2 protein-coding genes and 3 pseudogenes are annotated in these 7,411 nt (G+C 58.8%); 4 read left to right on the top strand and 1 reads right to left on the bottom strand.

Annotated elements, in window-relative coordinates; translation table 11 throughout:
* Positions 1 to 131: 131 nt before the first annotated feature.
* From ACWTU9_RS30360 to glmS, 4 genes and pseudogenes are all read left to right on the top strand, one after another.
* Positions 132 to 1,157, top strand: a pseudogene (locus ACWTU9_RS30360) (IS110 family RNA-guided transposase).
* Between the two features lie 319 nt (positions 1,158 to 1,476).
* Positions 1,477 to 1,863 (top strand): annotated as a pseudogene (locus tag ACWTU9_RS30355) (IS110 family transposase); the annotation flags it as partial.
* A gap of 499 nt (positions 1,864 to 2,362) precedes the next feature.
* Entirely contained in the window at positions 2,363 to 2,977 is a 615-nt protein-coding gene (locus ACWTU9_RS30350) for a hypothetical protein (protein ID WP_455861532.1), read from the top strand.
* 642 nt (positions 2,978 to 3,619) lie between these two features.
* A pseudogene (gene glmS, locus ACWTU9_RS30345) lies at positions 3,620 to 5,181 on the top strand (glutamine--fructose-6-phosphate transaminase (isomerizing)); the annotation flags it as partial.
* A gap of 214 nt (positions 5,182 to 5,395) precedes the next feature.
* On the opposite strand, the gene virD4 reads toward glmS, so the two are convergent.
* Positions 5,396 to 7,360: a type IV secretion system ATPase VirD4 gene (virD4, locus tag ACWTU9_RS30340; protein ID WP_455861531.1), complete on the bottom strand. Its 1,965-nt coding sequence runs from the start codon at positions 7,358 to 7,360 to the stop codon at positions 5,396 to 5,398.
* Positions 7,361 to 7,411 lie beyond the last annotated feature (51 nt).

The raw sequence follows: 7,411 nt of genomic DNA, 5'->3' as shown, positions 1-7,411 counted from the left end.
GAACAGCCACCCTCCAAGGCTATGATCGGTTCCAGGGCGCGTCGCTCCCGCGATTACCCCATGTGGACGCCCCCTCACGGCATCGCTGTGCCAAAGTGGTGTCGTTGATCATCACTCGAACGGAGGCGTCCATGTTGGAAGTTAACACAATCGGATTGGATCTGGCGAAGAACGTGTTCCAAGCGCACGGTTCGGATGCGTCGGGAGCTGTGCTGTTCAGGAAGAAGCTTCGCCGCGATCACGTACTTCGGTTTCTTGCTGCTCAACCAGCCAGCACGGTTGCCATGGAAGCGTGCGCCGGCGGCCATTACTGGGCGCGGGGAGATTGCGAAGCTAGGGCACAATGTCCGGCTGATCGCTCCGGGATACGTGAAGCCTTTCGTGAAGCGGCAGAAGAACGATGCCGCCGACGCTGAAGCAATCTGCGAAGCTGCGCAACGGCCCACCATGCGGTTCGTGGCGGTGAAGAGCGAAGATCAACAGGCGGCGGCTATGGTGTTTCGCGTTCGCGATCTTGTGGTGCGGCAGAGGACGCAGACCATCAATGCGATACGGGGCCATCTTGCCGAATTTGGGTTAGTGGCTGCGCAGGGCCTTTTCCACGTAGCCAAGCTTGTCGCAGAGATAGAGGACAAGGATTCTACCATCCCCGAAGCCGCCCGCCCGATCCTGTCTCTGCTCGTCGAACAGCTCCGCTCCCTGGATGAGAGGGTGGCCGTGCTCGACCGCGAGATCGCCCGGCGTGCCAGGGAGGATGTGGAAGCCAGGCGATTGATGACCATTCCCGGCGTAGGACCGATCACTGCGACGGCGCTTGCTGCGCTGGCTCCATCGGCTACAACCTTCAAGAGAGGTCGCGACTTTGCAGCATGGCTCGGCCTCACGCCGCTGCAACGTTCCTCGGGAGGAAAGCAGAAGCTCGGCGAGACGTCCCGAATGGGTGAGCGAACCCTGCGACGGCTACTGATCATCGGGGCCAGCGCCACCGTGCGCTGGGCCATGCGCAAGGGAGAGGCGGCAGATCCCTGGCTCACCCGTATGCTGGCCGCAAGCCGCCCATGCTGGTGATCATTGCCCTAGCCAACAAGACGGCGCGCATCGTGTGGGCCTTGATGGCCAAGGGCGGAACCTACCGGGTACCGGCCTTGGCGGGATAGTCCGCTCCTCGAACGGGCTGCCAAAGTGTGAGAAGGTCGAACGGAGAGTATGGCGCCACGGTCAATGAGACGGGATCGGGAAAACCAGATCATGGATACGCGCCTTGAGCGCGCCAGATTGAATTGGACCCGCTCCGCGAACTCCCATACAGGCCCGCGGCATGTGACAGCCGCACCAGAGGCCGGACACATGTCAGCACCCGACCACGCTCCGTGCTCTTCGAAAAGATTCTTCTTGCACCAACGGGGGCAATGGTATGGACCCCGCCCTCTAGGCGCGGTGGAATCTCGAGCGTCAACTGCAACGAAGGAGGATGTCATGCAGGTCGTTCGAATAGGTCTGGATCTTGCGAAGTATGTCTTCGAGGTTCACGGCGTCGACAGCCACGGCAAAGTCGTTGTGCGAAAGACGCTGCGTCGCGATGCGGTAGCCCGCTTCTTCGCCAATCTGCCGCGATGTCTGGTCGGCATGGAAGCCTCGAACGGAGCGCATTATTGGGCAAGGGTGCTTTCCGATCTCGGCCATGAAGTTCGGCTGATCAGCCCTCAGTTCGTGACACCATACGCCAAGTCGAACAAGAACGACCGGAACGATGCGGAAGCCATCTGCGAGGCGGTCGGTCGGCCATCAATGCGCTTTGTGCCGCCGAAGTCGACTGATCAGCTGGCAATCCAGGCCGTTCATCGCATTCGTCGGCGTCTGGTCGGGCGGGGTCCATATACGTCCACACATGTCCAGCCGCATTAGGAAGCCGGATATACGTCAGCAGTTGTGACCAACGATCCTGATGTGGATCTTGAATCAGCACAAAACGCACCCGTCACATCACAATCGATTCATCCATCACAGGACGTGCTCTAGATTGCAAAAGTAACGCGAAATCAGTTCAGTAGGCCGCTCCCGGGTGGTAGCCTGAAGTAGTAGAGAAACGACGTAAGGACTCTGAGCAATGGAACGCCGTACCCGTAGAAGTAGACCTGAAAGTTCAACCCGCGGTGAGGGTGCAGACACACAATTCACTGATCTGTCGAATGGGGTACTGGGGGGCGTGGGGAGGGGTGCAGCCACCGACGACCCGGTTGAAACGTCGAACAACCTTTACGGTCTTAGGATGGTGAGCACGGCGGTCGGGAGCGAGTTTGAGAGAAGCGATGCGGGGCAATTTCACAGACGGCTCAACCGGCTAGGCGATTCAGCTGAGCGCATGTTTGCCGCAGCAATACCGCCTAACAATCATGCTCCGGTGTCGCAGCCCTTTCACGAACGCTATTGCCCTGTCGGCCCCATAACCAAGTTTCAAACTGCTACGAGAAAATCAGCCGCGGTCGACAAAGTTCTCGGCATGAATAGCCCATTGGGCCAGTCTCTGGCACTTTCAAACATAGCAGGCCATATAGGTGACTTTGGCCAGGCAGACAGGGAGCGTCTTCTTGATAGGTCGATAGAACTTGCTGAAACTTGGGGTGATGGACAAGCAGAAGCTCTTGTAAACTCATGCGCTGCCCTTAAAAAAGGACGGGATTATTTGAGCGAAGACCAATCAGCGCGAGTAGACGCGATGTTTGCACAGAATGAGCCCATTCGGATGATCTACGAATCTATTCCGGAGGCCTCCGGTCATGCCATGCAGCAGCCGCAAAACCCTGATTTGGACAGGAGCATCGAAGCAATTTACGCTCGATCCCGGCAGGTGCAACCAGAGTGGACGTATCAGCAAGCGGAGACGATTGGTGAGACCGGGCAACTTATCAACGAAGTCTACAATAGCGCGCGAGCGGAACTCATGGGTACCGACAGAACCAGAGACTTGACACGATGAGGTTCATGGACGTGACGTAACTCAACTGCGTAACTTATCGGGCCGAGGTCGTCTTCGCGGTCGACCTCGGTCGAGTCCACGATGGAACTCGCAGAGGAGCCTTTAACGTGGACCGCGCACTTTGCCGCGCCAGCGGTGCAACCCGTCAGCGCAACTGCTCAGCCGTTGTCCGGCAGGACCGCAGCGCTTGTGAGTTTGTGCGTATTGTGTAGGGACATGGAAAGGGGTCAGATCAAATTCTGGCCGGAAGTCAGGGGGACTGGCCATGACGTGTATTTCGGCGAAGCCGCGAACGTTCGAGCTGATTTGCGAATTGGCCGACCTCCGGGATCTGATGACCGGCCGGCAAGCCGTTACCTAGAGAGCCAGATCCGCCCACCGCGGTGTTGAGCCTGACAGGTTATGGTGGGGGCTGGTCTAAGGACATCCATTTCTGAAGATCGTCGCCGGAATTGCCGAACAGTCTAGCTTGCGTTCTTCACGGCCCCCGGTCCGATCTTTAAGTATAAACTGTATCGGTCTGTGACCGCGCATCCGCCCAGAAGCGTCCGTTACACCCGACGAAATGCAATGTGACTTTCGCGGCAGGCCGGCCACCCCTAAATAGCGCTGGTTTTCCATGGGCAATCGGGGACTGTCTGCATGTGCGGGATCGTCGGAATCGTCGGCTACTCGCAGGTTGCGCCGCTCATCGTCGACGCGCTGAAGCGGTTGGAATATCGCGGTTATGACTCGGCCGGTGTCGCCACCATCGAACATGGTGAGCTTGCCCGCCGCCGCGCCGAAGGCAAGCTAATCAACCTCGAGCGCAGGCTCAAGGACGATCCGCTCGATGGCACGATCGGCATCGGCCATACGCGCTGGGCGACGCATGGCGTGCCCAACGAGACCAATGCGCACCCGCATTTTTCCGACGGTGTCGCCATCGTCCACAACGGCATCATCGAGAATTTCGCCGAATTGCGCGACGAACTGAAGCGTGACGGCTACGAATTTTCTTCGCAGACCGACACCGAGGTGGTCGCCCATCTGGTGGCGCGCGAACTGGCCAGGGGGCTGAAGCCGGTCGAGGCCGCGCATCAGGCGCTGAAGCGGCTGGAAGGCGCTTTTGCGCTGGCCATCATGTTCAAGGGTGACGAGGACCTGATTGTCGGCGCGCGCAACGGTCCGCCACTGGCGGTTGGCCATGGCGATGGCGAGATGTTTTTGGGCTCGGACGCCATCGCGCTCGCCCCGTTCACCAATTCGATCACCTATCTCGAGGACGGCGACTGATGGCGGTCGTGCGCCGCGACGGCGTCGCCATCTTCGACATCGACGGCAAAAAAGTCGACCGCAAGCGCCAGCAGTCGCTGTCGACCAGCTTCATGGTCGACAAGGGCAACCGCCGCCATTTCATGGAAAAGGAAATCCATGAGCAGCCCGAGGTGATCTCGCACACGCTGGCGCACTACGTCGATTTCGTCTCCGGCATCTCCAAGCCGCTCGACCTGCCATTCGATTTCGCCAAGATCGGTTGCCTGGCTATCTCCGCCTACGGCGCTGCCTATCTCGCCGGCCTGGCCGGCAAATACAGGTTCGAGCGCTACGTTCGGCTGCCGGTCGATATCGATGTCGCGTCGCAGTTCCGTTACCGCGAGATGCCGCTGTCCAAGAATGACGCCGCCCTCTTCATCTCGCAATCGGGCGAGACCGCCGACACGCTGGCCTCGCTGCGCTATTGCCGCAAGGCGGGGATGAAGATCGGCGCGGTCATCAATGTGCGGGAATCGACCATGGCGGGCGAATCCGATGTGGTGCTGCCGACACTGGCAGGGCCTGAGATCGGCGTCGCTTCGACCAAGGCTTTCACCTGTCAGTTGTCTGTGCTCGCGTCGCTTGCCGTGCGCGCCGGCGTGGCGCGCGGGGCGATCTCGAAGGAGCAAGAGAAGACCCTGGTGCGAGCGCTTTCGGAAGCGCCGCGCTATGCCAACCAAGTGCTGAAGCTCGAAGAACAGATCGAACGAATCGCGCGGGAGTTGTCTCGTTACAAGGACGTGCTCTATCTCGGACGCGACACCAATTTCCCGCTGGCCATGGAAGGCGCCCTGAAGCTCAAGGAAATCTCCTACATCCATGCCGAAGGCTATGCCGCGGGCGAGCTGAAGCACGGGCCGATCGCGCTGATCGACGAGAACATGCCAGTGATCGTGATTGCGCCGCACGGTGGAATAGGCGTTTTTGGGCCATGCGCACTGGCTGCTCAGGACGCCCGGAAAGCTCCGCGTCCGCCTTTGCCGCTCCCTGCCAGCCTCGGAGCCCAGCATCGATCATCAAGCCCGTCGAGGCATACGATCCGGAACTCCGCCTGAGCCTCGGCTAAGCTGGTTTGCCGACCGAGTATCTGGGCGAGCCCGGTCGTATCAGAACCGGTTCGATTCACAATCGATCCGACCCATCAAATGTCTGGGCTGAACGCGCTGTGTCAGATTTCGCGCTGCTGCGGTCGGAAACGCCAAGTTCCTGAAGTGCAATGATCCGCGCCAGCAGCTCGCGTTGTGCGACGGTGCCCCGCGGCTCCTCGGAAGTTTCCTCCACCGCGGACGGACTGGCGTCGATAGGAGCCGCCGTCGGATTTGCAATGCCGGTGCTAGGTGTTAGCTGTGCGGCATCGCCAGGCGCAATCTCGACGACTGCATTTGGTAATTTCGCAACCACTGGGAAGGCCGTCGTCTCGGCGACGAGCGGGATCGGGGCTGGTTCGGGCAATGCACCCGCCTGGCTGTCGAATATGGGCTTGAGGTGACGGTCACGATAATACTTCACCTTATCCAGCTGGAGCGGAGGCTGCCCCTTGATCAGCACAATTTGCTTGTTGTCATCGATTAAACGCACCTGCTCGGGCCGCAACAGCGGTGCCCCCTGATCGGACATATGAATATTAGGATTTAACCATTCCCTCGGGTTAAAAGACTTCGACTTTTGGTGAAAAGTATAATCACCAATAGCTTTTGAGATGTATTGGGGCGTCTCGTCGTCGGCTGTCGCCATGAACACTTGCACACCGGTGTTGGAGAGGAAATTTTCCTTGCCTGGCTGCTCGTAGGCGCCCGTCAGAGCCGAGAGGCTTTGGATGATGAACATGAACCGGCCTTTATAACCTGCAATTGTGGTGACCGCGGTCTCAATCGCTTCGAGCCTGCCGAGATGCTTGAATTCATCGAGAAGGAACAGCACCTCGAAAATCTCGTCCTTTTTAGGCAGAGTGCGTTGCAAGATGGATACGGTTTGCTGGAAGAACAGCCGCACGAGAGGCGCGATTACCTCCAAATCATTGGGGCTGACGCACAGATAAATTGTCGTTGGGTCCCGGCGTAAGTTGTCAATGGAGAAATCCGATCTCGATGTGGCATTCTTGATCAGCGGGTCTGCCCAAAGGTTCAGCCCACCGTCGCCCAAGACGGATGTGTATGAGGTCAGAAGTTTGGTGTCGTTGCCGGCCATATTGTCGAATATGCGCGTCACCTCCGGGATTTTGCTCTCTCCCGCGAGTTGCGCGAATAACTTGTATTTCTCGCCTGGCTGCGAAAACAAATCATAGACAGCCCCAATGGTCGGTGTGCCACGCTCGATGCAGGCCAGAACACCGGCAACAAAAAGATCTCGTGCGCCCTCGATGAACCCTTCCGCGCCCTTACCCTTGGGCGCAATCAGATTAACCGCCAATCGCCGGGTCTCTGAGAAGCGGCGCTCCGGCGGCGTAGCAACAATGTCGAGCACTGGATTATAGCAATGGGTGCGTCCTTCCCTGTCGAGCGGCGAGAATTTGAAGATCCGGTCGCCGCGCTTCAACCTCGCCCTCGACGTCAGTTCGAAGAGTTCGCCCTTGACGTCGAGCGCAAGGACTGAGCCATCGAAGGTTAGAAGCGTTGGAATGACAACACCAACGCCCTTGCCCGCGCGGGTGGGCGCAACGACCAGGCTGTGTGGTTGCTCGCCATTGGTGAGATATTGTCCAAAACCGCGCGGGCCGGACGTTTTGCCGAATATCGGACCAGTGATGCGACGGTATGGCTTGATGAAGCTCTTTTGGCGCATTTCGCGAAACTGCGCCCAGCGTGCGGTTCCGAAGTGTTTGGGGCGAAGCATGAGTACAGTGAGGATGGCTGTGATGGTCACCGATGTCATGCCGACAATGATCAAGCTGGTGTAGAAGGTCGCACTGGCATAGCCGAGATAGAAGGGGGTTTCGTACCAGAACGCCAGCAGGTCAAACTCGCGGAGTCCCCGGACGCTGAGGCCGGCCCTTAGGCTAACATATACACTGGCGAAGATCACTCCGAGCGGCAATGACAGCCCAATGCCGAACGACAACGTGGTGAGCTTCAACTTCGTGCCTGCCATCGTCCTGCGCTCTCCGGCAATATTCAGCGTTCGTAGTCCCGGTCGCGGCGG

Source organism: Mesorhizobium sp. 128a, assembly GCF_053848025.1.
Note: the sequence above shows the minus strand (reverse complement) of the source record. Positions and strands in the feature narration are given on the sequence as shown.

Excerpts from the sequence above, each read along its gene's own strand:
- ACWTU9_RS30350 (WP_455861532.1), top strand. The coding sequence starts at position 2,363 with ATGTTTGCCGCAGCAATACCGCCTAACAATCATGCTCCGGTGTCGCAG.
- virD4 (WP_455861531.1), bottom strand. The coding sequence starts at position 7,360 with ATGGCAGGCACGAAGTTGAAGCTCACCACGTTGTCGTTCGGCATTGGG.